The organism is Sphingobacterium litopenaei (assembly GCF_014692495.1).
GTDB classification, from domain to species: domain Bacteria; phylum Bacteroidota; class Bacteroidia; order Sphingobacteriales; family Sphingobacteriaceae; genus Sphingobacterium; species Sphingobacterium litopenaei.
In genome coordinates this window covers 58111-82808 of sequence record NZ_JACOIJ010000005.1, presented here as the reverse complement: position 1 = coordinate 82808, position 24698 = coordinate 58111, and the positions used below count along the sequence as shown (strand labels likewise).

The 24698-nt window shown below is 37.8% G+C and carries 16 protein-coding genes; 11 read left to right on the top strand and 5 right to left on the bottom strand.

Annotated features, from left to right (window positions below; translation table 11 throughout):
- Window position 1: 1 nt before the first annotated feature.
- Genes H8B04_RS04325 through H8B04_RS04315 form a run of 3 tightly spaced genes read left to right on the top strand, consistent with a single transcriptional unit; the run spans window position 2 to window position 5121 of the window.
- Window positions 2-1813 (top strand): RagB/SusD family nutrient uptake outer membrane protein, encoded by a 1812-nt coding sequence (locus H8B04_RS04325; RefSeq protein WP_190301568.1) that lies wholly within the window; start codon window positions 2-4, stop codon window positions 1811-1813.
- 11 nt (window positions 1814-1824) lie between these two features.
- On the top strand, window positions 1825-3375 hold the full coding sequence (locus H8B04_RS04320) for a DUF4957 domain-containing protein (RefSeq protein ID WP_190301567.1): 1551 nt from the start codon (window positions 1825-1827) through the stop codon (window positions 3373-3375).
- A 9-nt stretch (window positions 3376-3384) separates the two neighbouring features.
- Entirely contained in the window at window positions 3385-5121 is a 1737-nt protein-coding gene (locus tag H8B04_RS04315) for a fibronectin type III domain-containing protein (protein WP_223815267.1), read from the top strand.
- Here the strand turns inward: H8B04_RS04315 and H8B04_RS04310 are convergent.
- Window positions 5113-5991 carry an alpha/beta fold hydrolase gene (locus H8B04_RS04310; protein ID WP_190301566.1) on the bottom strand — a complete coding sequence of 293 codons (879 nt, stop codon included), beginning with the start codon at window positions 5989-5991 and terminating at the stop codon, window positions 5113-5115. The two genes, H8B04_RS04315 and H8B04_RS04310, sit on opposite strands and share 9 nt — an antisense overlap.
- A gap of 66 nt (window positions 5992-6057) precedes the next feature.
- On the bottom strand, window positions 6058-6993 hold the full coding sequence (locus H8B04_RS04305; protein WP_223815266.1) for a pectinesterase family protein: 936 nt from the start codon (window positions 6991-6993) through the stop codon (window positions 6058-6060).
- Window positions 6994-7220: 227 nt separating this feature from the next.
- On the opposite strand from H8B04_RS04305, the gene H8B04_RS04300 reads away from it, so the two are divergent.
- The 8 genes from H8B04_RS04300 (at window position 7221) to H8B04_RS04265 (ending at window position 18295) form a co-directional block, all read left to right on the top strand.
- Window positions 7221-7958, top strand: a complete 738-nt coding sequence (locus H8B04_RS04300; RefSeq protein ID WP_190301564.1) for a rhamnogalacturonan acetylesterase — start codon at window positions 7221-7223, stop codon at window positions 7956-7958.
- 91 nt (window positions 7959-8049) lie between these two features.
- On the top strand, window positions 8050-9726 hold the full coding sequence (locus tag H8B04_RS04295) for a glycoside hydrolase family 28 protein (protein WP_317170639.1): 1677 nt from the start codon (window positions 8050-8052) through the stop codon (window positions 9724-9726).
- A gap of 5 nt (window positions 9727-9731) precedes the next feature.
- On the top strand, window positions 9732-11639 hold the full coding sequence (locus H8B04_RS04290; RefSeq protein ID WP_190301563.1) for a glycoside hydrolase family 88 protein: 1908 nt from the start codon (window positions 9732-9734) through the stop codon (window positions 11637-11639).
- Window positions 11640-11641: 2 nt separating this feature from the next.
- On the top strand, window positions 11642-12667 hold the full coding sequence (gene pelA / locus H8B04_RS04285) for a pectate lyase (RefSeq protein WP_190301562.1): 1026 nt from the start codon (window positions 11642-11644) through the stop codon (window positions 12665-12667).
- A gap of 16 nt (window positions 12668-12683) precedes the next feature.
- Window positions 12684-14090, top strand: a complete 1407-nt coding sequence (locus H8B04_RS04280; RefSeq protein ID WP_190301561.1) for a tagaturonate reductase — start codon at window positions 12684-12686, stop codon at window positions 14088-14090.
- The gene (locus H8B04_RS04275; protein WP_190301560.1) at window positions 14091-15740 is read left to right on the top strand and encodes a UxaA family hydrolase; all 1650 of its coding nucleotides are present in this window, start codon (window positions 14091-14093) and stop codon (window positions 15738-15740) included.
- Window positions 15741-15754: 14 nt separating this feature from the next.
- On the top strand, window positions 15755-17155 hold the full coding sequence (gene uxaC / locus H8B04_RS04270; protein ID WP_190301559.1) for a glucuronate isomerase: 1401 nt from the start codon (window positions 15755-15757) through the stop codon (window positions 17153-17155).
- Between the two features lie 132 nt (window positions 17156-17287).
- Entirely contained in the window at window positions 17288-18295 is a 1008-nt protein-coding gene (locus tag H8B04_RS04265; protein WP_190301558.1) for a LacI family DNA-binding transcriptional regulator, read from the top strand.
- Between the two features lie 229 nt (window positions 18296-18524).
- Here H8B04_RS04265 and H8B04_RS04260 read toward each other — a convergent pair whose 3' ends face one another.
- The 3 genes from H8B04_RS04260 to H8B04_RS04250 are packed head-to-tail and all read right to left on the bottom strand — an operon-like array spanning window position 18525 to window position 24487.
- On the bottom strand, window positions 18525-19484 hold the full coding sequence (locus H8B04_RS04260) for a discoidin domain-containing protein (RefSeq protein ID WP_190301557.1): 960 nt from the start codon (window positions 19482-19484) through the stop codon (window positions 18525-18527).
- A gap of 10 nt (window positions 19485-19494) precedes the next feature.
- Entirely contained in the window at window positions 19495-21324 is a 1830-nt protein-coding gene (locus H8B04_RS04255) for a RagB/SusD family nutrient uptake outer membrane protein (RefSeq protein WP_190301556.1), read from the bottom strand.
- Window positions 21325-21331: 7 nt separating this feature from the next.
- The gene (locus H8B04_RS04250) at window positions 21332-24487 is read right to left on the bottom strand and encodes a SusC/RagA family TonB-linked outer membrane protein (protein ID WP_190301555.1); all 3156 of its coding nucleotides are present in this window, start codon (window positions 24485-24487) and stop codon (window positions 21332-21334) included.
- Window positions 24488-24698 lie beyond the last annotated feature (211 nt).

Genomic DNA, 24698 nt, shown 5'->3' with positions numbered 1-24698 from the left:
TATGAAAAAGATTATTACCATTAGCTTAATATTAGCGGCCTCCCTTGCAACTTGGAGTTGTAAAGATATATTGGAAGCGCCGACCAAATCCTCGTTGGATGAGTCTGTGATTTTCTCCACACCAAGCCTTGCCGAAGGCGTAATTCCAGGGATTTTGCAGTCCTTCGGGGAGACGAACTCCTATCGTGGTCGCTATTTGGTCTATTACGGGACCAATACAGATGTGGAAGTGTACAGTTCACTAAAAACAATTAACGACGACAAATCCAGATTGGGCAATTACAATACCAATGTGGAAAATGACCAAATGAACACCGACAATAATGCCTGGGCAAAGTTTTATGAAGGAATAGAACGTGCTAATATGGCGATTCGAGGCTTGCGTAATTACGGTAATATAGACAGAAATCCAGCTATGGCTCAAGTGTTGGGTGAAGTGTTGGTGTTGCGTGCGGTTATTTATAATGATTTGATAAAAGGTTGGGGGGATGTCCCAGCGCGTTTTGAACCGATTAATACAGAAACAACTTATTTACCACGTTCGGACAAGGATGTTATTTACAAGCAATTATTAGCAGACTTGGATGAAGCTGCAAGCCTTTTGCCTTGGCCAAATGAATCTAATGTCACTAAATCTGTGGAACGCGTGAATAAAGCTTTTGCGAAAGGATTGCGCGCACGCTTGGCATTGGCTGCAGGAGGTTATTCACAACGTTTGGATGGTACAGTACGATTGAGTTCGGATCCAGATCTTTCCAAAGATAAAATGTACGCTATAGCAAAACAAGAATGTTTGGATATCATCAATAGTGGGACGCTGAGATTGTTAGGTTTTGAGGAATTATTCCGCAGATTCAATGGCGAGAATATATTGGCTGGTGGAGAATCCATGTGGGAAATTCCATTTAGTGAAGGTCGTGGACGTGTGATTTTTGATTTGGGTGTGCGTCATACTAAGACGGATAAATATACTGGTCAAAATCGTGGAGGAACTGTCGTTGCTAATCCATTGATGTGGTACGAATTTGATAAGGAAGATGTACGCAGAAGTGTGTCGGTAGTGCCATACGAATGGGATCGTGCTTCTTCAGATGCTGCAGATGCTGGTGGTTTTCAAGTGCCAACCACCTTGGGAAGGATGTATTTTGGGAAATACCGTTATGAATGGATGAACCGTAGGGTTACTTCGACCAATGATGATGGTTTGAACTGGATGTATATGCGTTATGCGGATGTAATTTTAATGGCTGCTGAGGCTATTAATGAATTGGATGGACCTCAAGCGGCTGCACCTTACTTGAAAATGATTTTGGATAGAGCATTTCCGACAAATTCCGCTAAGGTAAATACGCTAATGTCTGAAGCTACAGGTTCTAAAACGGCTTTCTTTAATGCTATTGTAGATCAAAGAGCGTTAGAATTTACAGGCGAAATGCTTCGTAAAGCGGATTTAATCCGTTGGAACTTGTTGGCAACTAAATTGACGGAAGCTAAAACCAAATTGCAACAACTAGAAACACGGACAGGTAAGTATGCCGATTTGCCAACACGTATCTACTATAAAACCTTAGCAGATGGTGAAACGGTTGAAATCTATGGTTTGAACTTTGGTGATACGGATGCAGAAGGTGCTTCATTGGGCTATACAGCCAATAAAACGTGGACCATGTCTGCTTCGAGTGACCAAACTACGTATTGGGATGCTTTGGTATATCCAGGCAAGGACCCTAATAAGCAGCAATTTTGGCCCATCTGGCAAATCTTTATTGAAGGTTCCAATGGCATGTTAGATAACAAACATTTAAACCTGTAAACTGAAATATCATGAAACCTTATAAAATATTTGGTCTTGTAACAACGGCGTTAGCGCTGACTTTTGTTGCATGTGATAGTAACTTGACTACAGAGATTTCAGAACTCCATTTAGATAGAGCGCTTTCGCCTACCAATGTTGTAGCTCAAGTAGTAGAACGTACCAGCGTGCGTTTAAATTGGAAAAAAGTATACAATGCTAGTGCTTATCATATTGAATTTTATGATAATCCTGCCGGTACGGGTACTGCTGTGAAGCGAATTGAGAATATCCAATATGACGAACTTCCATACACTGTTGCAGGTTTGGATGGCGAAACAGAATATTTGGTGAAAATCCAAGCTGTGGGCTCGGATATTGGAGAATCAAAATGGTCCACGGCCACTTTTACTACGGGTACAGAACAGATACTCCGCGCTGTCGATCCAGAGGAAATTACTTCTTCTTCTGCAATTTTACGTTGGCCTGCTGGCCTAACAGCTACATCGGTTGAGTTATCTCCAGGAAATCGTTATATACCTGTTACCGCAGAAAATATCACCAACGGCTCCATTACTATTGAGGGTTTGGGCAGTGATATTACTTATACTGCCCGTCTAATGAATGGAGCAAAAACACGTGGCACAATTAGCTTCACTACGATGTTGGGGGATAATGTAACCAAAATCGGACCTTCTGAAGACTTTGCGGCAATTTTAGCTACGCTACAAGATGGCGATATCATTGCGCTAGAGCCTGGAGAATATAAAATAGAAAAAGATTTAGAAGTCTCCAAGACGATAACTATTCAAGGGTATAGACCAGCGGATAAGCCAGTCTTAAAAGGATTGGTATTAAAAGTAAAAGGAGGAGCTGGATTGACTCTTAAAGATGTCATTATGGATGGCACAGGAAATCCTTCACAAAATCAATCTATTTTCTACGATGAAGATATGACTTCAGCATATGGAGAATTATCTATTGAAAATTCCGAATTCAAAAATTATGTGAAAGGATTGTTGTATGTCAATAAAAAAGTGCGGATCTCTAAAGCGACCTATTCCAACAATTTGATTTATAATATCGAATGTGCTGGGGGTGATTTTATTGACTTTCGTAATGGTTTAGCTGATGAGTTCTATTTCCGTAATAATACGGTTTATAATTCAGTGCTTGCAAGAGATTTGTTCCGTATGGATGCGGGAGGAAGTACCAATTTCCCTGGTATTCAATCTAAGATTTATATTGAAAATAATATTTTCCATAAAGTATTAGCGGGTACTTCAAACCGAATGTTGTATATACGTTTGGCTTCGCATCAAATCTATTTTAGCAAGAATATTGTGTCGGAATCAAATGGTTTGCATAGTAATCAAGCTGCCACAACAATCACGCAGATGACGCAAAATAATTATCATAATGCACCGAACTTTACAGGAAGTACAGCATCGAATGCGAAAAATGATACAGGAAATTTCACTTTGTTGAATCCTCAATTTACAAATGCTGATGCAGGAAACTTTACGTTGGGTAATTTGGATTTAAAACTTAATGGAATTGGTCCAGAGCGTTGGAGAAACTAAGATAAAACAATGATGAATTTTGTTCGGCTTTACCATGCTGTTAAGATTGTAATGCTGTTGGGAGCTACGGTATTTTTATTCGTGTATTGTTCAAAGAGTGCGAATACGAGTGATGTAGAACCTCCAACAGAAGAATTGACAGCCCCGCAAGGGATCCAGGTAGAGCCGTACATTTCCTCTGCTTTGCTAAAATGGAACGTCGTTTCAGGGGCGGAGGGATATAGGTTAGAATTGTCTTTGAACAATTCCTTTACAGAAATTATCACTTCTACAAGTATGGTAACCAATACTACCTATACTTTTGATAATTTAAGTCAGCAGACGAAATATTACGTGCGTATTCGCGCTATAAAAAGTAAACCTTCAAACCAATATTCCAGCTGGACAGTAACCGATTTTATGACCAATGGATTGCCACGGGAAGAAGAGTTGGCTTTTCCGGGGGCTTTAGGTTTTGGAAAAATGACCAGCGGAGGAAGAGGAGGTAAAGTTATCAAAGTAACTAATCTAAATGATTCCGGTCCTGGAAGTCTTCGCGATGCCATAAATCAAAGCGGAAAACGTATTGTCATTTTTGAGATTTCTGGAAATATAAAACTGCAAAGCCGTTTAGTCATTCGTAATGGAGATTTAACGATAGCAGGACAGTCAGCTCCAGGCGACGGAATTTGTATCCAAAATTATGAAGTGTATTTGGAAGCGGATAACGTGATAATACGCTACTTACGCTTCCGATTAGGAGATGAAACGCAGCAGGAAACCGACGCTATCTGGGGACGTTATCGCCAAAATATTATTATTGATCATTGCTCGATGAGCTGGTCTATTGATGAATGTGCTTCATTCTATGCAAACAAAAATTTCACCATGCAATATTGTTTGCTTGCCGAAAGCTTAAATAAATCTTTCCATGAAAAAGATGATCATGGTTATGGTGGTATTTGGGGAGGCCATAAAGCTTCTTTTTACTTCAATTTATTGGCACATCACAATAGCCGTAACCCTCGATTTGATGGTGGAAACAGACCTGGCACAGGTGGGCTTAGTCCGGTCGGAAAGGATGTGGTAGATTTTAGATTCAACGTATTGTATAATTGGTGCGGAAACTCTATTTATGGAGGAGAAAATGGGGAGTATAACATAGTAAATAATTACTTTAAAGCAGGTCCAGCGACACCAGATAATAAAAAGAACCGTATTCTAGAAGTTTCAAAAGAGAATGGTGCCGCTTATACGCCGGGTTATGGAAGGTTTTTTGTAGAAGGAAATTATGTGTTTGGAAACACCTCTATTTCACAACAAAATTGGTCTGGAGGAGTTGTCTTTAGTTCTGGGATTAATCAAAGGTTGGTACAAGCGCATCAGCCTTTTGAACCGATATGGGCTGCTGAGCAACCTACAGCGGAGCAGGCTTATCAAACAGTGTTAGAAAAATCAGGAGCCTCGTACAAACGTGATACGGTGGATAGTCGAATTGTCGATGAGGTCCGAGATGGTACTTATACTTATAAAGGTTCAAAAACAGGATTTTTAGGTATTATTGATTCGCAAACAGATGTGGGCGGATGGCCAATACTAAATACGCAGACTGTGCCTTTAGACACAGATGGGGATGGTATGCCAGATGATTGGGAAAAATCAAAGGGGTTAGATCATACCAAACCGAATGCGAATGGAAGAGATTTAAGTTTGGTGTATGATAATATTGAAGTCTATTTGAATAGTTTGGTCGGACATTTATATTAAGCCTGAAATAAACTCATCTATCTTATTTACGGTAGGAATAAACCACGGGTGAAAATACCAAAAAGTATGCGGTGAATGTTCAAAATGTAATTCATCGTATGAAATTCCCCATTTTTTGTAGTACTGCATCAAATCATTCTTCCCTGCGCTGAATCGTTTGAAGCCACTGGTTATAAAAAGCATAGGCGCAGAATTTTTGGAGAGGTGAGTAAGGGCGGAAGCTTGCTTCCAATTTTGTGCTGCCTCAATAGAATCTCCACCTAACCATTCGGCAGCCATTGTTCCTTCTTGGGCATCTGGATGGGTAAACGACAATAGACCATCTATATTTATTACTGCTTTTACACTTGGACTGAGTGTGCTTTTATTGGCTTTTGTCGCAAGGGACTTATTTAATACCCCAATCAAAGAAGCGAGTTGTCCACCAGAAGAGGTTCCTAAACAGATAATATTATTGGGATGAATAGCATACTGTGTCACATTTTTTTTTATCCAGCGAATGGCATCTTGTAAATCTTCAACAGCAGCTGGGTATTTAGCTTCGAGCGAAAGCCTATATTCTACAGCAAAGCAAGTATACCCTTTTTTTGCTAGGGCTTTGGCCAGCTCATGCATATGTGTCTTATCACCTGTTTTCCATCCTCCACCATGAATCAGTAAAATTCCAATATTTTTGCCTTCTGCTAAAGGTTGAAAAACATCAACTGTTAGTTCTCGTTGGGCTATATTTTTATAAACGATATCCTTCTTAATCTTTAGATCGTTGGTATCTGCCAGAGCAATTTCAATATGAGGAAATTTCTTCTTCTCTTTCTCAAAAGTTCCTTTTACAGTGAAAGAAGTATCTCGTGGAATGGACTTTTGCGCCACAAAACCGAAGTACAGTGCACGAATACAAAAAGCAAGACGAATAATTTACTAAAGCTCATGCCTAGGTTATTTTGCTAGTGGATTCCAATCTTTGAAGATGTTTTCTAGTGTATATTTTTGCGCTTCCACATCTGTCAATTGGTGTGACCAGTCTATGCGTTTGTCGATGTTGGCTGCGCCCGGTCCATCATTTTTGTATTCCGCATAGTAAGCCGTTTTATGTTTATCTGGGAAATTTTTGTCTCCTGCCCATGGATCCCAGCCTGCTGACGTAATGTGACTTCCTAGTTTACATTGCATAAAAACTGTTTTTGCATATGGTCGCCATGGTCTACCCAAGTAAACTTTATTCACGCTATTATCAGAAGCGACTATATTACATTTATAAAATACAAAGCCAAATTCATCATGCTGAGTCGTTGAGGCAGCCGTAATATAAGAGTTGACAAGACTTTCAATGGTACAATGCTGGAAATAAGCCGTGGTCGCACCGAATATAAAGTCTGTTGTTCCTTTGATATAGCAGTTATCTACAAACACGCGTACGCCAGCTTTGGAAAGATAGAATGTATCCTGATTTCCAAATAAATTACAATTCAACACTTTGATGCGGTCACCTTCGGTATGTAATGCAACGGCTTGTCCTACACGTCCTGCTGTATTTTCAATTGTTAGATTCTCTACCGTACAATCATCACCTGCTATGCGAAGGGTATAAGTCGTATATGTGGTATGAAATTCCTGCCCGCTTACATCTTTATTTTCCATCTTTTTGCCTGAATAATCATCGTAGCGAATCACAGTGTTTTCGCGATCTAGACCGCGGAGAATGATATTTCTCTTTTGAATTGGAATAGTCACTTTCTCAATGTACGTGCCAGGATGAATATTTATTACCACTGGAAATTCTGCAAAATCTCTTACTTCATTGATTGCATCCTGGATGGTCGTAAAATCTTCTGTTCCATCGGTGCTCACGCCGATTTCAAATTTATTATCCATTGTTTGAGCACAAATGGTAAAACAACTTACTGATAGTAAAACGACTAAAACAGATAATATTCTTGAAATGTACATAGGAGTTTATTTTTCATTGGTTAAAACAAGAATACTAAATATCTCTTAGCACATCAACTCTATTTTATGCAATCGTTCTCGATAACGTTTCCGTATTTATTCCATTGAATACTAGTATTTTGGTGGTAAATTGTGTCTTGAAAATAACCCGTATGAAGAGCATTTTAATTACCGCCATTGCTATTATGGTGGCTTTCGTATTTTTCAGTTTTTTAGAGCAAAGGAAGATAAATGTTTGGATGATAGGTGATTCGACAATGGCGATTAAGGCAGTCAACAAATATCCTGAAACAGGCTGGGGGGTACCCTTTGCCCAAATGTTTACGGATAATGTGCTGGTAAGAAATCACGCTAAAAATGGTAGAAGCACCAAATCATTTAAAAATGAGGGATTGTGGAAAGAAGTCTATGCGAATATAAAGAAAGGTGATTATGTCTTCATACAGTTTGGACACAACGATGAAAAAGTTGATAAACCAGCTGTTGGGGTGACACCAAAGGAATTTGAAGCTAATTTGCAGAAGTATGTAGAATTGGTACAGTCCAAGCAGGCTAAGCCGATATTGCTAACTCCTATTGCCCGACGCAAGTTTGAACAGGGCCAATTGCAGGAGACCCATGGTGAATATGCAACTATTGCGTGCTCCCTGGCGCGAAAGCTAAATGTTCCTTGTATTGATTTGCGAAGTCTGACTAACAGGCTCCTAAGTCAAATGGGAGAGGCAGAATCCAAATCATTATTCCTTCATTTAGATGCGGGAGATCACAATTATCCAAGCGGGGTGCAAGATAATACCCATTTGAATCAACAAGGAGCACAAAAGATAGCGGAGCTAGTGGTTCAGGAAATAAAAAGACAAAAAATAACTTTACAAGACTACTTGAAATAAGTCCTTACGAAGACAACGATTGCATAGAATACACTTTTTTTAAAAGTTTTATCAACGTAAATTGTTGATAGCGATAACCAAAATATAATATATGATGATGTTACTTAGAAAATTTGCTAAAGAATTTTTAGTGCCCTTAGGTACTACTTTAAGTTTGCTTTTTGCTACAACGAGTATTGTTCAAGCGCAACAACCGTCTCTTCCCGTGATTAAAAAAACATCCTTTAGAGCCGATACGGTGAATATAAAAGATTTTGGTGCAAAAGGCGACGGACAATTTTTGAATTCCGAGGCTATTAATAAAGCGATAAATGCTATCAATCAACGCGGTGGTGGTGTAGTATTTGTTCCCGCTGGATTGTGGCTTACTGGCCCTATTGAAATGAAAAGCAATGTCAACTTGCATGTTTCGCGTGAGGCTATTCTTTTGTTTTCAAAAAACTTCGATGATTATAAGTTGGTTGAATCCAATTGGGAAGGTCAGCCTGCTTGGCGAAATCAAAATCCTATTTCAGGGAAAAATCTTGAAAATATAGCTATTACTGGAAAAGGAGTAATCGATGGTAATGGTGGAGTTTGGCGTATGGTCAAGCGTAATAAAATGACGGATTCGCAATGGAAAAAACTAGTTTCTTCTGGTGGCGTAGTGGATGAGAAAGCGAAGATTTGGTATCCTTCTGAAGGATCCATGAAAGGTGCTTTAGAAAATCGTGGAGGAACCATTAAGCCTGGACTTACAAAAGAAGACTTTCTGGATGTCAAAGATTTCCTAAGACCTAATTTGTTGGTTTTCACGGCGTGTAAAAGAGTTTTAATAGAAGGAGTTACCATACAAAATTCTGCAGCGTGGAATTTACATCCCTTGATGTGTGAAGATGTCACGCTACGTGATGTACTGGTGCGTAATCCTTGGTATGCACAGAATGGCGATGGTGTAGATATAGAATCCTGTAAAAATGTGTTGGTAGAGGACTGTACGTTTGATGTAGGTGATGATGGTATCTGTATCAAGTCGGGTCGTGATAAAGCTGGACGCGATCGCGGTATGCCAACCGAAAATGTGATTATCCGCCGTTCGGTAGTGTATCATGCGCACGGTGGTTTTGTGATTGGTAGTGAAATGAGCGGTGGTGCGCGTAATATTTGGGTTGAAGATTGTTCTTTTATCGGGACGGATATTGGTTTGCGTTTCAAAACAAAAAGAGGACGTGGTGGTGTCGTAGAAAATATTTTTATAAATAATATCAATATGGTTGGTATTCCAGGAGAAGCCATTCTTTTTGATATGTATTATGAGGCTGTAGATCCTATTCCACTTTTGGGGGATGAGAAAAAGGAAGTGAAAGTCGTAAAGCTTCCTGTAACTGAAGAAACACCTCAATTCCGAAACTTTTCTATTAAAAATGTCCATGTAAGTGGCGCCGATAAAGGAATTTTCTTTAGAGGTCTTCCTGAAATGCATGTCAAAAACATAACCTTAGAAAATATAAATATAGACGCCAAAAACGGGATAGAAATTATTTCGGCTTCTGATATCAATCTGAAAAATATCCGGGTACATACAGATAACAGCAGCCCATTTGTCCAGATCGCAGATAGTGAAAATATCAGTTTTGAGAATTTGACGCCAATGAATGAGGTGGATTTATTGTTCCGTGTTTCAGGTGATGAAAGTAAAAACATCCGTGCTACGGGAACTGAATTAAAAGGCGTAAAAAAGAAAACTGAATTTGTAGGTGGAGCGAATGCGAAAGCATTGAAAATGTAATGGATATGAAGAAAATTTTTGTAGCAATAATGCTCTTATTGGTAAGTGTGACGATTAGTATGGCACAAATGCCATATTACGAGCGAATGGCCAATACCACAATGGAGAAGGTGGTCGTGGAATCGAAGTTCTCCACAAATAAGGGGCTGAAATGGACGTACGATTTAGGTGTTCCTTTGGAGGGGCTGTTGGAAGTGTGGCGAACGACAGCCAATGGTGCATATTTTAATTTCGTCAAACAGTGGATGGATAAGTATGTAGACAAAGAAGGAAATATTCTGAATTACTCACCCGAGGAATTCAATATTGATCATGTAAAAAATGGAAAAGTCCTTTTGGCTTTGTTCAAAGCTACAGGCGACAAAAAGTATTTAAATGCTTGTCATAAGCTTTTTGCACAAATGGAAAAGCACCCACGAACTAAGGAAGGAGGGTTTTGGCACAAGAAAATTTATCCATATCAAATGTGGTTGGATGGCTTATACATGGCACAGCCTTTTCTGACAGAATACGCTTCATTGCTCGAGAAGCCTGAATTGTATGATGATATTGTTAACCAATTTGTGTGGATGGAGAAGAATGCAAAAGACCCAAAAACAGGTTTGTTGTATCACGGATGGGATGAATCGCGTAAAGAGCGTTGGGCAAATCCACAGACGGGTTTATCTCCGCATTTCTGGGCTAGAGGTATGGGCTGGTTTGTTTTCGCTTTAGTCGATGTGTTGGATAATTTTCCAAAAAGTCATCCAGGCCACGAAAAATTGATCGGTATTTTGCAGCGGACAATGGAGGCTGTAGCAAAGTATCAAGATCCCAAATTGGGCGTATGGTATGATATTGTGGATTTAGCAGATAGAGAAGGTAACTACCATGAAGCATCTGCTTCGAGCATGTTTACGTATGCGATGGCAAAAGGCCTTCGAAAAGGATATTTACACAAAAAATATTTAACCAATCTTGAGAATGCGCACGCAGGATTAATTAAAGAATTTGTGGAGGAGGTATCGCCCACCCAAATCAATTTAAATAAGGTCGTTGCCGTGTCTGGATTAGGAGGTAGCAAAAATTACCGTGATGGTAGTTTTGAATATTACATGAGTGAACCTGTAATTTCCAATGATCCTAAAGGTGTCGGGCCTTTTATGTTAGCAACTATTGAATTTGAAAAGCTCCAAAAGAGGGAACAGACGGCTAAATCTCCTCGAGTAACACTTGATAATTATTACAATAATGAATACAAAGAATTTGTTCCAGGTTTGAAAAGACCTTACCATTATTTGTGGGAGGGACATGATTTTAATGGTTTTTATATTCTAGGCTCTGTATTTGAAACCTATGGTGCTAAATTATCAACCTTGAGAGAAGCTCCAACAGCTAAAAACCTTAAAAATTCAGACATCTTCATCATTGTGGATCCGGATACAGAAAAGGAAACCGAAAATCCTAAGTATATGGACGCAAAGACAGCGAAGTCTCTAGCGGACTGGGTAAAAAAAGGTGGAGTCTTGGTTCTTTTATTAAATGACCAGGGCAATTGTGATTTGGATAAAATCAACTTATTGAGTACTAAGTTCGGTATGAGGTTCAATCAGGACAGCAGAAATAGAGTGCAAGGTCGAAATTTCGAGGAAGGTGCAGTACTGTTAACCCCTAATGATATCTTTCAAAAAACTTCCAAACTATATTTAAAGGAAATCTCCACTATACAGATCACAGCGCCAGCGAAAGCTTTGGTGCAAGATGGCAATGATACGCTTATGGCTGTGGCCAAATATGGTAAAGGAACTGTTTTCGCAGTCGGTGACCCATGGTTGTATAACGAATATGTGGATGGGCGCAAATTGCCTGCTGATTTTCAGAACTTTTCGGCAGCTCATGAATTGGTACAATGGTTAATTAAACAGGCTAGATAGATATGAGGTTGATTTTAAGTATGTTGTGGGTATGTGTGATGACAGGTTGTATGGCTCAAAAAACACCACCATCACCTAGTGATGTTTGGGATAGAATGCTAGAGTATCAATTGCCAAATGGTGGGTGGGCAAAACATTATACTGACGGAACTGCTGTCGATTATTCCAAACCCATTACTTCTAGTTTAAAATTAAAAATTGCAACAGATGGTATTTATGCCACAATAGATAATCATGCCACGACAAGAGAAATTCAAGCCTTAGCTGAAGGTTTTCAAAAAACATCAAAAAAGCAATACAAAGATGCAGTCATAAAAGGTATCAACTACCTGCTGTCTGCGCAATATGAAAATGGCGGATTTCCGCAATATTTCCCTGATACGCGCAATTATCGCAGTCAAATAACTTTCAATGATAATGCGATGATCAATGTCCTTACGCTTTTGCGTGAGGTAGGCTCCGAAAGTGATTTATATAATTTTATTGACGTAGATCTTCGTGTGAAAGCACAACAAGCGGTTGAGAAAGGCATTGATTGCATACTTCGTGCTCAGCTCGTTGCGAATGGGCAACTTACAATTTGGGCTGCACAATATGATGAAAACCTCAAACCAGCACAAGCTCGTAAGTTTGAACCAGTGTCTCTCACTTCTAGTGAATCGGTTGGTATTGTACGTTTTCTAATGAAGGAAAAACCCTCTCAGCAAATCATTTTAGCTATTGAAAGTGCTATAAAATGGTTTGAGAATAACAAAATTGAGGGCTATAGGTTTGATACAGTTAAGAAATCTAATGGTAAAATGGAGCGAAAGTTAGTGCCTGATGCTGGTTCTGTCGTTTGGAGCCGTTTCTATGAAATCGGGACGAACAAGCCCATATTTGGAGACCGTGATGACACGGTGCATTATAATTTTGATGAAATATCCGAAGAGCGTAAAAATGGATATGCATGGTTTGGAGAATGGCCGCTCAATCTTATTAAAAATAATTACCCTAAATGGTTAAAATCAATTCAATCTAATAAATAAAAACATTACATTTTATATGAACATCTTGTCTCCCGAAATACTTCATGAGATATCAACAGACAAAGTCTTATTGCCAACTTCAGAATCTTTTAGCTATCCTGAGAAAGTGTTGCAATTTGGAACTGGCGTACTTTTGAGAGGATTGCCTGATTATTATATCGATAAAGCAAACAAACAACGAATTTTCAAGGGCCGAGTAGCGGTTGTCAAATCCACTTCTTCTGGAAGTATACAAGACTTCGTGGAACAAAAAGGAATTTTTACACTTTGTGTAAAAGGTCTTTCAAATGGCAATGTGGTTGAAGAATATATTGTTAATAATTCCATCACACGTGTATTGGAAGCCGCCTCAGATTGGTCAGAGATAATTAAAATTGCAAAATCCGCGGACTTGGAAGTTGTGATTAGTAACACTACCGAGGTAGGTATTGTGAGCAGTGATGACAAAGTAGGAGATAATCCACCTAATTCCTTTCCAGGAAAATTATTAAGTGTCTTATATCATCGCTATCAATATTTCAATGGAGATGTAGAAAAGGGTCTAGTTATCTTACCTACGGAACTTATTTCCGATAATGGAATAAAATTGAAAGATATTGTCTTGTCTTTATGTGATAAAAATAACTTAGGCGAGGATTTCAAAAATTGGTTGCTAGTCGCGAATGATTTCTGTAGCACCTTAGTAGACCGTATTGTGCCAGGAAAGTTGCCTACAGTGGAGCACGAAGCGGTAGAAAAGTATCTAGGATACCAAGATAACCTCATGATTATGGCTGAACCATTTGCCTTATGGGCGATTGAATCGGATTCGGATCGTGTCAAATCCAAACTTTCTTTTGCGCAGACAGATTCAAGTGTGATTATTGTGCCTTCAATCAACAAATACAAAGAAATTAAACTTCGTTTGTTGAATGCTACGCATACATTTAGCTGTGCTGCAGCCTTGCTTTCTGGCGTGAAAACAGTGAAAGAAGCCATGCAGGATGATCTTTTCACAGTTTACGTGAAAAATCTGATGACACAAGAAATTGGACCTTCTATAATTGATTCAGAACTAACCGAAGAAGATGTGACCGCATTTTCTAATAGTGTGATTGATAGATTCAGCAATCCATTTTTGGAACACCAATGGTCAGCTATTGCGATGAATTATCCCTCGAAAGTAGCTATGCGTTGTGTTCCATTATTAAGTAAGTGGTATGCAAAGCACACAGAAACGCCTAAATACATGGCTTTAGGCATTGCGGCATTTTTGAAAATGCAGGCGCAAAATGAAAATAAATCAGTTGATGAATTGATTAATGATCAATCAATTTGGGGTGAAGATTTGAATGCTTATCCAGATTTTGTGGAAAGCATTAATAAAAATTTAGAACAAATAGCCGATAGGGGAATTTTAAAAGCAATAGCAGTGAATTTATAAATGAAATCAAAAGTATTACGTATTCATTCGGATGATAATGTGTTGGTGGCGCTAAAGGATTTGGCTGCTGGAGAAAGTGTATTCTTTGAAGGTACAGAATATGTGCTAAAGGAAGAAATACCAGCAAAACACAAGTTCTTTATGCAGGATATGCAACCTCAGGATGAAGTGAAAATGTATGGTGTATTGGTTGGTAAAATTCAGTTCCCTGTTTTGCAGGGTATGCGTATGTCTGTAGAAAACACCAAACATGCCGTTGAGCCTTATGAATTTAGACCTTACAATCAAGGAGAATGGAACGCTCCAGACGTTTCCAGATTTGCTAATCGTACGTTTAAAGGTTATGTGCGAGAAGATGGACGTGTTGGGACAGCAAATTATTGGCTATTTATTCCAACGGTATTTTGTGAAAATCGGAATTTAGATGTGATCAAAGAGGCGTTATATGATGTACTGGGGTATTCGGTGACGGATAAATATAAACTTTTCACGCAAGGATTGTTGGAAGCTTATAATGAAGGAAAGGATATAAGAGATTTTGAAACTTTAGATATAAGTTTTGCAGTAAATAAAAAAAATCGTGTATTTGAAAATGTCGATGGTATTAAATTCTTAAATCATCAAGGTGGTTGCGGTGGTATTCGTCAAGATGCTGCGGTGCTTGGTAAATTATTAGCTGCCTATGCTGATCATCCTAACGTTGCTGGAATCACTATTTTGAGTCTAGGTTGTCAAAATCTGCAGCTTCAAGAATTAGTGGATGAGATTAAACAAAGAAATCCTAACTTTAATAAACCGTTATATACTTTCGAGCAACAAAAATCTATTAGCGAGCAGGATATGGTGAAGCAAGCTATCAGACAAACTTTTGAAGGTTTAACTTATATTAACCAATTCACTCGCCAAGAAGTTCCTTTGAGTAAGTTAACTTTAGGTGTAAAGTGTGGTGGAAGTGATGGGTTTAGTGGTATTTCGGCTAACCCAGCAGTAGGTTATACTTCTGATCTGTTGGTGGCTTTGGGAGGGAAAGTATTATTAGCTGAATTTCCGGAGCTATGTAGTGCGGAACAAAACCTAATTGACCGTACTATCCAGCCAGAGGCTGCGCATAAATTCATTAAGCTTATGCGCGCTTATAGCGATTCTGCAGAGCGAGTGGGTTCAGGATTTCATATGAATCCTTCTCCTGGAAATATCAGAGATGGCTTGATTACGGACGCTATTAAAAGTAGTGGTGCAGCCAAAAAAGGAGGAACCTCTCCTGTAGTGGATGTACTGGATTATACAGAGGAAGCCACTAAGCCAGGATTGAATTTGGTATGTACACCAGGTAATGATGTCGAAGCTACTACAGGTAAAACGGCTTCTGGTGCTACGTTGATTTTGTTTACCACAGGATTGGGTACGCCAACAGGAAATCCTATTTGTCCAGTGATAAAAGTGGCAACAAATAATGAGCTAGCACAACGTATGGCAGATATCATAGATATCAATACAGGTCCTATTATCGATGGCGAAAAGACCATTGAGCAGATGGGAGAAGAAATATTAGAATATTGTATCAAAGCCGCTAGCGGAGAGGTTACACCGAAAGCTGTGCTTTTAAACCAAGATGATTTTATTCCTTGGAAACGAGGAGTCAGCTTATAGAATTATAAACGATTATGAAAAATTTTTTAGACGATAATTTTCTGCTTCAAACTCGCACCGCCCAAGAGTTATATCACAATTACTCGAAAGCGATGCCAATTATTGATTATCACAACCATTTGATTCCTGAGCAAATTGCCAATAATACGCAATTTGAAAATATTACACAGGTATGGTTGAATGGCGATCACTACAAATGGCGCGCTATGCGTACCAATGGTGTGAATGAAAAGTATATTACAGGTGATGCCTCAGATAAAGATAAATTCTTGAAATGGGCTGAAACCGTTCCTTATACCATGCGTAATCCATTGTATCATTGGACACATCTGGAATTGCAACGTTATTTTGGAATTGAAGATTTATTAGGTCCTAAGACAGCAGAAAGTATTTGGGAGAAGACCAAAGAAAAATTAGCAACTCCAAATTATTCGGTACGTGGATTATTGAAGATGATGAATGTGGAGGTTGTTTGTACTACAGACGACCCAATCGATAGTTTAGAATATCATCAGCAATTTGCTCAACAGAACGAAACATTCAAAATGCTTCCTGCATTTCGTCCGGATAAAGCGATGAATTCGGATGATGTTCTGGCATTAAATGGTTATATCAATCAATTGGAGCAGGTTGTAAAAAAATCTATAGGCACCCTACAAGAATATTTGGATGCTTTGAAATCAAGACATGATTTCTTTGCAGCAAATGGCTGTTCAGTTTCGGATCACGGACTCGAACAAATTTATGCTGAAGATTATACAGAAGAAGAAATTGCGCAAATTTTCAATAAAATAAGATTAAATCAAGAAATTACTTACCTAGAGAACCTAAAATTCAAATCCGCAATGCTTGTTTATTTTGCGCATTGGGATCATGAAAAAGGTTGGGTACAGCAATATCATTTAGGTGCATTACGTAATAATAATGCGCGTATGCTTCGTGTAAATGGTCCAGATACAGGTTATGATTCTATAGGCGATTTTAGTCAAGCAAGGGCGTTGTCCAAATTTTTGAATAGACTAGACAACCAAGATAAACTTTCAAAGACTATTTTGTACAACCTAAATCCTGCAGATAATGAATTAATGGCCACCATGATAGGCAATTTCAATGACGGTTCAGTTGCTGGTAAAGTGCAATTCGGTTCTGCTTGGTGGTTTTTGGATCAAAAAGACGGGATGACCAAACAAATCAATACGCTCTCAAATATGGGGCTTTTGAGCCGTATGGTAGGTATGCTGACAGATTCTCGCTCATTCCTATCTTTTCCTAGACATGAGTACTTTAGACGTTTATTATGCGATATTTTCGGTCAAGATATTGAAAATGGAGAGCTTCCTAACGACATCGAGTGGATTGGTAAGTTGGTCAAGGATATTAGCTATTATAATGCGAAAGAATATTTTAAATTTTAATTTTTCGATACGGAATAATACGATTTAGTAATAGAGAGTTACATTAAATGGGGTAGGTGTGACGAATCTAATTCATTGCGCCTGCTTTTACTTTTCAAAAAATTTAGGTATACTTACCTAAATTACCTTATTATGTCTTTCCAAAAATATACCTTAAAAGATATTGCTAAAGCGCTTAATTTATCTACTTCTACCGTTTCTAGAGCGTTAAGAGATAGTTATGAAATTAGTGAAGAGACGAAGAAAAAGGTGCTGTCCTATGCGCAAAAGATAAACTTTCAAGTAAATCCCATTGCACGTAGTCTAAAAGAAAGACGAAGTAATACTATTGGTGTAATTGTTAGCGAAATCTCCAACAATTTTTTTTCTCAAGTAATTGAAGGTATTGAATCTGTGGCATATGATAGAAACTATCAGGTTGTAATTACACAATCACATGAGAATAATAAGCGCGAAAAACTGTTGGTTGAACATTTATTCAAACGTTCCATTGATGGTTTATTGATGACGCTTTCTGCAGAATCAAATGAAACTGAATATTTGGAAGATTTAGTTAAAAGTGGATTTCCTTTAGTTTTTTTTGATCGTGTACCGGAAACTTTTGATGCGCATAAAGTCATTGCTGACAATAAAAAAGGCGGTGTAGAAGCTGTAGAATATCTAGTAAGAAAGGGGTGCAGAAGAATAGCGCATATCACAGGGAATCATAATCTTTCAACCAATAGAGAACGACTAGATGGTTTCAAAAAAGGACTAAAAGCCAATGGTTTTCCTTTTGAAGAGGAGGCTGTGAGGTATTGTCCGCATGGTGGAGCAGATGCAGGTGAGATGGAGAGAGCTGTGCAAGAACTTGAGTCCTATGGTTATGACGGTATTTTTATTTCTGGTGATAGGCTAACTACAGGATATTTACAAGCATTAAATAGATTGGGTGATTTAGAAAATAAAACGCATCGAATCGTAGGGTTTACAAATTCTAAAGTATTCGAAATTTTTAATCCACCTATTACAGCTATAAAACAACCTGCAATAGAGATGGGCGAAAAAGCTGCTAAATTGCTTATTGCACAGATTGAAGCAAAGTATCCCATGGAAGAATATGAAACCATTATGCTTCCGATAGAGATGGCCAGCAAATAATTGGCATTAATATTGATTGTTATGGAATGTTATAAAGAAACTTAAAATATGGGAATGGGCACACGTTAGCGTGTGCCTTTTTGTTATCTTACTTTTTAAACCCTTATAAAAAGAAAATATTCTGGATTTTTAGATATAATCAATTATATAATTTCAATTGATTATAGATAAATAGAGAGGTTGAAATCAATTTTTCTAACCTCTCTAAAATGCGTTATTTTTATTTAAATTAATACCCTATCACATCAACTTCTGCTAAATGCGTGTAATTTTCGCCACCAAATGAATCTTTTAGATCAAGTTTGATTTTTTTCAAATATTGAGGTGTAATTTCGAATATTTGCATTTCGTCATTGAACTGTTGCATAACTTGATTGGTAGCTAATGTAATCCAAGTCGTACCATCTTGACTTCCTAAGATATCAAAAGTTTTAAATCCTGTGGAATTCGCTTGCCTTTTGGTAATTCCTATTTTAGTAGCATATACTTCTTCCCCAAAGTCAATCTCAGCCCAATGTGGATAATTTGGTGAACCACCACCATATGGAGTATGCCAAAACGTATTTATATTGCCGTCTATTATTGCACCAGGTATACCAATTGATTCTCCTGTGTGAATTGTTGAAACCTTGGCAGTCCACTTAGTTTTAGGTTTTAGTCTTTCAACAACTGCTGCATAATAAAAAATAGTGCTATTGCCCTCCCTAAATTTATAACCTTGACTATTACTCGCTGTGAGAGCAAGCATATATTCCTTTGTTAGGTCAAACTTTTCAGGTTTATACGTTAAAGTTATAAATTCAGAGCTGGTCGTTCCTGACTTAATATCTGTGCTGGATATGTCAAGCGAAAACGCATCAGCAGGAAAAGGGAGTAGTGGTTGTAAACCTCTGTTTTGTCTAATTTTATTTAAGCTATCTAATGCTTTTTGATCTTGTGAAATTGTAATCTTCAAATCTTCAGCAGGATATCCGACACCACCATAATTTACTCTGAATACATCTTTTCGTTCCTCAACTTGAGGAAACAAAATTAAATCTTGTTGACCGTTTGCTGCCTTCTGTACACTTAACCATGCTTGCTCACGCGTATCATTTAATTGTTCATATGTTGGAACGCTTTCTTTGCACGAAAACAAAGCGGTGAAACTTACATAGATGATAAGTAATGATATATTTATTTTTTTCATGATTTTTAAATTAATAACCAGGAATTTGGACTAAAGCTTTGTTTCGATCAATTTCCATTTGATGCCAAGGCATAAAATAATTCTTATCGTTCCAGTCTGCTCTTTCTACAGCCACGACACGTTGATGAAATGCTGGATCGCTTAGATGTGTCCCTTTTGACATGTCCATTCCAGTAATGATTCCTCCTTGATAATACCCCTCTTGATCTGCTACTTTCCATCGCCTAACATCAAAATATCTCTTACCCTCAAAACATAATTCGATACGACGCTCCATTCTTATGTGCTCGCGCATCTGAGCTTGAGATAAACCAGAGGCTAAAGACGGTAATCCTGCTCGGTTACGTATCTTATTAAGGTAAATTAATATATCTGGATTATTTGGCTCTGCCTCATTCAATGCTTCCGCATAATTTAAGTAAAGCTCAGATAGTCTGATTAACATAGCAACCCTATTTGTAGTAGTAGATGGATTAAATCCATATCCTGGATGAATATTTTTTCTAGCAGTGTAACCAGTCTTTGGCCAGTCACGAGGAGCGCCATTTTTTCCTGAATTTCCTGTTGAATAATATTCTACGCGATTCATACCAGATTTTGCAACACCTGGGATTTTGGATCCATTGAAGGTAATATATGCATAAAAGCGAGGCTCCCTATTGGTGTACATTGTATTTGTGCCAGATACGTAATAATCTGTATTTGCATTTACGTATGTGTTTTCATTATAAGTTGCACTCTGACTTATCGTACTACCATCGGCCATTCTAAAATCATCAACTAATTCTTGTGGTACTGCTAAACCATTATATGGTGTACCTACAACAGCCCTTGGCGAAGCATGTCTCTCCCACTGTTCTCTTTGAGTACTTGGCCTTATCCATATTCCCTCTTTTTGATAACCATCCCAGAATAAATCTCGTGTAGAAAGAAATCCTGTTTCAAAAGTACTGTTGCCATTTCTCACAAATAAATCTTTACCATTAGCCAATGCTAAATCAATAGCAACCTTTGCTTGTGTTGCTGCAGCTTTCCATTTACTAGCGTCGTATGATTGATTAATTAATTGTTTACCATCAAGATTTTTCCAATTGGCTAAATCTGTATTCCCATTATACAATGGACTAGCATGAAATAGTGTAATTTCAGATTTTAATGCCTCAGCTACCATTTTATTTATACGTCCTAATTGAGAGCCATCAGGTGTAGAGGTGTTTTGCTGGTAATGTTCTACTGGCAAATCAATTAATGCTTCGTTAATTAAGTCGAGTACAAACGTTACACACTCATCCCAAGAGCTTCTTGGAATTTGATAATTATCAGCACCTGCTTCATCTACATTCATGGGTAGCAACACTGCAGGTCCATGCATTTTCATTACTAACCAATAATAATAGGCGCGTAAGAATTTTGCTTCAGCTTTATACTGCTTTACTATGGTAGGACCATTTTCAGTTATTAATAATTCATCACATTTATCAACATTATCAATAAAAATCTGGCATTGCCTTATTTTATTATAATAATCTACATATGAGGTGTTTACATTGTCGGCAGAAAGTGCGCCTGAATTTTGTGCGAATTCTTGCCAGTTTGAAATATCCATCTCATCTGTAATTGATGAAAAGTAAAAAGCATACGGTTGATCCCAAATGTCAGGAATACGTGCATATAGTCCTCCCCAATAATTCTCAGTTTGCGCACGATTTGAAAAAATAGTTTCAATATTTAATAAATTGTCTGGTTGGGCATCAAAAAATTTATCGTTACAGCTATTATGTGTTATTGTAGCAATTCCCAACAGTAAGGCAAACGTTATTTTTTTATAATTAAATTTCATAGTAATCTTATTTAAAGTTCAATCTTAATCCGATATTGTATACCCTTGTTATTGGATATGCAGTTCCCCTTCCGTCACCCAACTCTGGATCCCAAAAGTCCCATCGAGAAATGGTAAATAAGTTAGTTCCATTTGCATAAATTCGCATCTTTGCAACACCCACGCGAGATAACCATGATTTATTTTCAAAGTTATAGCCAAATTCTGCCTGTTTAAGACGTATAAAATCAGATCTTTTTAACCACCAGGTGCTAGTATAGTAGTTTGTAGTGACAGTTTCGTTTGTGGATAATCTTGGGTAAAGAGTTTTTTTGTCCGGATTATTTGAATCCCAACGATCCAACAAATTAGTATACATATTACCGAAAGTCGCACCTTGGGAAAAAGGCGTAACCGCGTGTCCACTTGAATAGTTCAAATCAACCATTCCGGATCCCTGGAAAAATAGACTTAAGTCAAAACCCTTGTAGCCTCCTCCAAGCGTGATACCATAGGTTAATAATGGTGTAGATCCATATCCAATAGCTGTCTGATCGTTCGAATTGATAATACCATCACCATTCAAATCTTTGTATCGAATATCACCTACACGAACATCTCCTGCTTGGGTAGCCGAATTCGCAATCTCTTCTTCTGACTTAAAAAGTCCTTGGTCTATATATCCGAATCGTTGTGAAATACGATGTCCCTCACGATCTAAGTATGGAAAAGCCCAAGGTGGTTTGTTGTCCATTACCACCCTGTTTGTGTTGTAGTTCATTGTTCCGCGTGCCATGAAGAATCCATTGGACATATGTTTATTATATTCCAATGTTAAATCAATACCCTTATTTGCCGTTTCTCCAATATTTTTGTAGGGTATATTTCCTGCATGGAATCCAGATACAAATGGAATGTTATCTCCAGGCATTAGAATACCTTTTCGGTCTTCTTTAAAGAGTTCTGCTATAATTTGTAAATTATTGTCGAAAATATTTAACTCAACTCCAACATTATGTCTATATGATGTTTCCCATGTTACATCACCACGTAATAGTGACTCTATATATCCTGTGTACCCTCTTTGAGAACCAGGAGTACCAAAATTATACGAACCTCCTGACTGACTGTATCGAGTTAAGTATAGAAAGCGATCAGAGGTATTAGAATTTCCGGAAGTACCGTAAGAATATCTTAGTTTTAAATGTTGGATATAATCTTTTGCGGATTCAAAGAAGCCTTCGTTAGAAACAACCCATCCAAGTCCTAAGGAAGAAAATAAGCCAAATCGATTGTTTGGTGTGAAGTTGTCCGAGCCAGAATAAGAGAAGTTGCTTTCAAATAGATATTTTCTGTCGTAAGCGTATGTGGCTCTTCCTACTAGATTTCGATTTCGGTAAGGTATAGCAGCTTGGTATGAGTTGACACCTGAACCCGCGTCTGAAAAGTCTGACTGATTGAAAAGTAATAAGCCACCAACGTCGTGTAAGCCAAATTCACGATTGTAATTTAAGGATGCCTCTGCATACAGTCGTCTAGTTGATGACCTATTTAAACTAAAGCTTAAGTCAGGTGATCCTGTTCCAGTGTTGGTTAATATTAGATTCCCTTCCGTATCTCTTCCTTCGGCAAAATAAGAAGGTAAGTTCCTACTTCTAGATAGTATTGTTTGTCCAAAAACATCAAATGCAAATAGTCCGCTTGTGCTTAGACCATTGGTTATCATATCAAGATTCTGAGTAAGCCTTAGATTTGATCTTACGACATTATCATATCTATTGTTAATACCAGACTGTGTCAAAGCTTTATAAGGATTTTCGGAAGCCCCTCTAACAAAAGACCATGATCCGTCAGAATACTGAACAGGAATAATATGTGGGGATGCCTCAGTAGCTAGCGCAAAAATGCTGTTTCTACCACGTGCAGGTTCATTGTAATTTTTCAAATAGCCATTTAATCCAAAATCAAGTTTTGTCCTTGGTGTGATGTTTACAGTCAAATTACTGGTAAAATTAAATCTATCCTCTTTTAACGCAGAGTTATAGGTATCAATATCTTCAGTTTTAAATTGACCAGTCTCATTGTAATAGCCTAAAGACAAATAGTAATTGGCTACATCTGCTCCACCAGTTATATTTACGTTTACACGGTTATTGGTCGCGTTGTCATTGAAAAGAACCTCATACCAATTCACATTAGGATATAAATCTGGATCTTCTCCTGTTCTGTGTTTTTCTATTCTTTCCTCATCATAAAACGCGTTTTTACCACGCATAGTCAGGCCCTCATTAAATAATTCCATAAAAGTAGGACCATCTACAAATTCAGGTAAATAGGTAAATCCAGTAATCCCTTGTTGTACTTCTGCGGATATTGATGGTTTGCCAGCTTTACCTTTACGTGTATTGATAATGATTACACCGTTAGCTCCTCTAGTACCGTATACTGCTGTTGCTGTTGCGTCTTTTAGTATTGTGAAACTCTCAATATCTTCGGGATCAATGTTGTTAATATCTCGATCTGGAACACCATCAACTATGAGTAAAGGAGTTTGTGGAGAACTAGCAAAAGTTGCTACACCACGTACAAATAGGTTAGCCCCATCACTTCCTGGTCCTCCGCTGCGTTGTGTTGCTACTACACCTGCCAGACGTCCCGCTATTGCTGTAGACAAATTGGCAACGGGCACTTTTAATTCAGCGCGTTTGATTGTAGATTGTGATCCAACATTACTCTCTTTTTTTTGCGTTCCAAATCCTACTACAACCACTTCGTCTATTCCTTGAGAATCTTCAGTCAGGGTTACACTTATATTATTCTGAATTCCATCAAGTGGAACTTCAACTGGGGTATAGCCCACCAGTTTAAAAACTAGGATGGATTTTGCTTCGACTTCGACAACGAATCGACCATTAATGTCAGTTGAGGTTAATGCATTTTTTTGATCTTTTAGGGAGATTGATACACCTTGCAATATGTTTCCACTAACATCTTTAACAGTACCTGTGTAAATCTTACTTTGTTGGAACAATATGCTGGCTGATCGACCTACTGTCTCGGAATCGATTGCATGAGCAATAATAGTATTACATAATAATACAGCTATTACTGAGCATCTACGAAATTGAGGAGAACGCATGACATTCCTCTTCCATGGGGTTTTGATCGGTTTACTTTTTTTCATAAGATAGTTTATAATTTGGGTGCAATTATTGTGGGATAATAATTACACATAAAGTAATATTACGAAGATATTTTTAAACTACGACAATTGATTACATGTTTTTTAAAAAAATAATGTAATAGTGTGTTTAATTTTTGTGGTGATATCTGTTTTAAACAAAATCTATAGGCATTCATATTTAAGTTATCTTTACAATTGGTAAATAAAATTA

Bases quoted from the DNA above. Each gene is read 5' to 3' on its own strand.
- H8B04_RS04325 (WP_190301568.1), top strand. From the start codon at position 2: ATGAAAAAGATTATTACCATTAGCTTAATATTAGCGGCCTCCCTTGCA.
- H8B04_RS04320 (WP_190301567.1), top strand. From the start codon at position 1,825: ATGAAACCTTATAAAATATTTGGTCTTGTAACAACGGCGTTAGCGCTG.
- H8B04_RS04315 (WP_223815267.1), top strand. From the start codon at position 3,385: ATGATGAATTTTGTTCGGCTTTACCATGCTGTTAAGATTGTAATGCTG.
- H8B04_RS04305 (WP_223815266.1), bottom strand. From the start codon at position 6,993: ATGGATAATAAATTTGAAATCGGCGTGAGCACCGATGGAACAGAAGAT.
- H8B04_RS04300 (WP_190301564.1), top strand. From the start codon at position 7,221: ATGAAGAGCATTTTAATTACCGCCATTGCTATTATGGTGGCTTTCGTA.
- H8B04_RS04295 (WP_317170639.1), top strand. From the start codon at position 8,050: ATGATGATGTTACTTAGAAAATTTGCTAAAGAATTTTTAGTGCCCTTA.
- H8B04_RS04290 (WP_190301563.1), top strand. From the start codon at position 9,732: ATGAAGAAAATTTTTGTAGCAATAATGCTCTTATTGGTAAGTGTGACG.
- pelA (WP_190301562.1), top strand. From the start codon at position 11,642: ATGAGGTTGATTTTAAGTATGTTGTGGGTATGTGTGATGACAGGTTGT.
- H8B04_RS04280 (WP_190301561.1), top strand. From the start codon at position 12,684: ATGAACATCTTGTCTCCCGAAATACTTCATGAGATATCAACAGACAAA.
- H8B04_RS04275 (WP_190301560.1), top strand. From the start codon at position 14,091: ATGAAATCAAAAGTATTACGTATTCATTCGGATGATAATGTGTTGGTG.
- uxaC (WP_190301559.1), top strand. From the start codon at position 15,755: ATGAAAAATTTTTTAGACGATAATTTTCTGCTTCAAACTCGCACCGCC.
- H8B04_RS04265 (WP_190301558.1), top strand. From the start codon at position 17,288: ATGTCTTTCCAAAAATATACCTTAAAAGATATTGCTAAAGCGCTTAAT.
- H8B04_RS04260 (WP_190301557.1), bottom strand. From the start codon at position 19,484: ATGAAAAAAATAAATATATCATTACTTATCATCTATGTAAGTTTCACC.
- H8B04_RS04255 (WP_190301556.1), bottom strand. From the start codon at position 21,324: ATGAAATTTAATTATAAAAAAATAACGTTTGCCTTACTGTTGGGAATT.
- H8B04_RS04250 (WP_190301555.1), bottom strand. From the start codon at position 24,487: ATGAAAAAAAGTAAACCGATCAAAACCCCATGGAAGAGGAATGTCATG.